Below are 1,835 nucleotides of genomic sequence, written 5' to 3' on the forward strand. Positions count from 1 at the left end.
CCGCGATTCCGCGCAGCGAGCGTGGCGTGGTCGCCGGCCGGTCCCGCACCCGGGTACCGCGTCGGCCCGCGGTCTCCACCGCACCGCGTTCGCGCAGCAGCCGGTAAGCAGCGGCAACCGTATTGGCGTTAACACCGAGTTGCCCGGCCAGCCCTCTGATCGGTGGCAACTCCGCGCCGGGCGCCAATGCGCCGGCCGAGATGGCCTGCTCGACGTCGGTGGCAATGGCCTCGGCACCCGCGCCACTAATGGTGTATTGTTCTAGCACACTACCTATTATGTACTAGTACAAACTCGGAGGCAACGGTTGACCACGGCGCAGGCGTACCCGCCCACCCCACGCACCGTGCCCACCCGGTATCGCGAGCGTGCCCGCTACGACCGTGCGACCGTGCACGGCGTCCTTGACGAGGCGCTGATCTGTCATGTCGGGTATGTCAACGCGGGTCGACCGGTGGTGCTCCCCACCACCCATGCGCGGCTGGGCGAAACCTTGTACCTGCACGGATCCACCGGCAGCGGCCCGATGCTCGCTGCGGCCGGGTCCGCCGAGGGCCTGCCGGTCTGTGTCACCGTCACCCTGGTCGATGGCCTGGTGCTGGCCCGCGCTGCGTTGCACCATTCGCTGGAATACCGGTCGGTGGTCGTGGTGGGCAGCGCACGGCTGGTCCAAGACCAGCCCGAGAAGCTGCGTGCGTTGGCGGCCCTGCTCGATCACGTCGCGTCGGGGCGGTCCGCCGACAGCAGACCCCCGAACGCCCGCGAACTCGCGGCCACCGCCGTGCTTGCGCTCGATCTCGTCGAGGTGTCCGCCAAGGTGCGCGACGGGGGACCGGTCGATGACGAGCAGGACACCGCGCTGCCGCACTGGGCCGGGGTCGTGCCGTTGACGCTGACGGCAGGCACACCGCTGCCCGCCGACGACCTGGACCCGGCTGTGCCGCTGCCGGATTACCTCGCGCCGTATCGTCGATGAATGGCCGACGACACCGATGCTCCTCGAGTGGTTAGCGCGAGCCGCGAAATCGCCGCGAGCACCGATCGAATCTTCGAACTGATCGCCGATCCCTCCCAGCAGCCACTGTGGGACGGCAACGATAATCTCGCCAAAGCCGAACCGGGACAACGGATTCGCAGTGTTGGAGACGTCTTCATCATGACCCTCAGCATGGGCAGCATCCGCGAGAATCATATCGTGGAGTTCGAAGAGGGCCGTCGCATCGCCTGGTTCCCCTCCGAATCGGGTCGGCGACCGCCGGGGCATCTGTGGCGTTGGGAACTGGAACCGTTGACAGACAGTTGCACGCGGGTCACCCACACCTACGACTGGTCCCGGTTAACCGACAAGAATCGCCTGCCACGCGCCCGCCAGACGACGCCGGAGCGGCTTCGGGCATCGCTAGACCGGCTTGCCGAGATCGCAGAGCGCACGGGCTAGCCGGCCGGAATCGGCGCAACTGCTCCGATCGCTGGCAGCGTAGGTGGACCACGTGCCAGGATGAACAGACTCCGATGCCGCACCAGCGGCAGGCAACCGGTCGAGTGGTGTGCCTATGTTTGACAAGGCGACAGGCCGCGTGGTCGCCGTGATCGTGCTGTTGATCGTGATTGCTGCGTCGTTGCGCGGCTATCTCCCTGGTGTCGAGCATGCGGCGCAGAAAAAACCGCCGGATACTGGCTCGTCGCTGGTCTATGTGATCGCCATGCTCAGCGTGTCGGTAGTCATTTTGGCCGTGGCGATCATCGCCCGGCTTCGCGACCCCCGCACGGCGGCGCCCACCGCCGGCGGCCTGCCGCAACGGTTTTCCGACCGCCGCGGCCGACCGGCTTGGCAG

The 1,835-nt window shown here is 67.3% G+C and carries 3 protein-coding genes and 1 pseudogene; 3 read left to right on the forward strand and 1 reads right to left on the reverse strand.

Going from position 1 to position 1,835, the window contains the following annotated elements:
• Positions 1–268: GntR family transcriptional regulator (locus WB785_RS19865; protein ID WP_424081047.1), on the reverse strand; the 268-nt coding region annotated here is incomplete at its 3' end.
• A gap of 39 nt (positions 269–307) precedes the next feature.
• Here WB785_RS19865 and WB785_RS19870 point away from each other — a divergent pair.
• The 3 genes and pseudogenes from WB785_RS19870 to WB785_RS19880 all read left to right on the forward strand — a co-directional run.
• Positions 308–976 (forward strand): pyridoxamine 5'-phosphate oxidase family protein, encoded by a 669-nt coding sequence (locus tag WB785_RS19870; RefSeq protein ID WP_424081049.1) that lies wholly within the window; start codon positions 308–310, stop codon positions 974–976.
• Positions 977–1,438: an SRPBCC family protein gene (locus tag WB785_RS19875; RefSeq protein WP_424081051.1), complete on the forward strand. Its 462-nt coding sequence runs from the start codon at positions 977–979 to the stop codon at positions 1,436–1,438.
• Between the two features lie 115 nt (positions 1,439–1,553).
• A pseudogene (locus tag WB785_RS19880) lies at positions 1,554–1,835 on the forward strand (DUF4129 domain-containing protein); the annotation flags it as partial.

Source organism: Mycobacterium sp., from assembly GCF_049585075.1.
Taxonomy (GTDB): domain Bacteria; phylum Actinomycetota; class Actinomycetes; order Mycobacteriales; family Mycobacteriaceae; genus Mycobacterium.

What these genes read in the sequence shown, in the direction of transcription:
- WB785_RS19875 (WP_424081051.1), top strand. Translation starts at nt 977, where the DNA reads ATGGCCGACGACACCGATGCTCCTCGAGTGGTTAGCGCGAGCCGCGAA.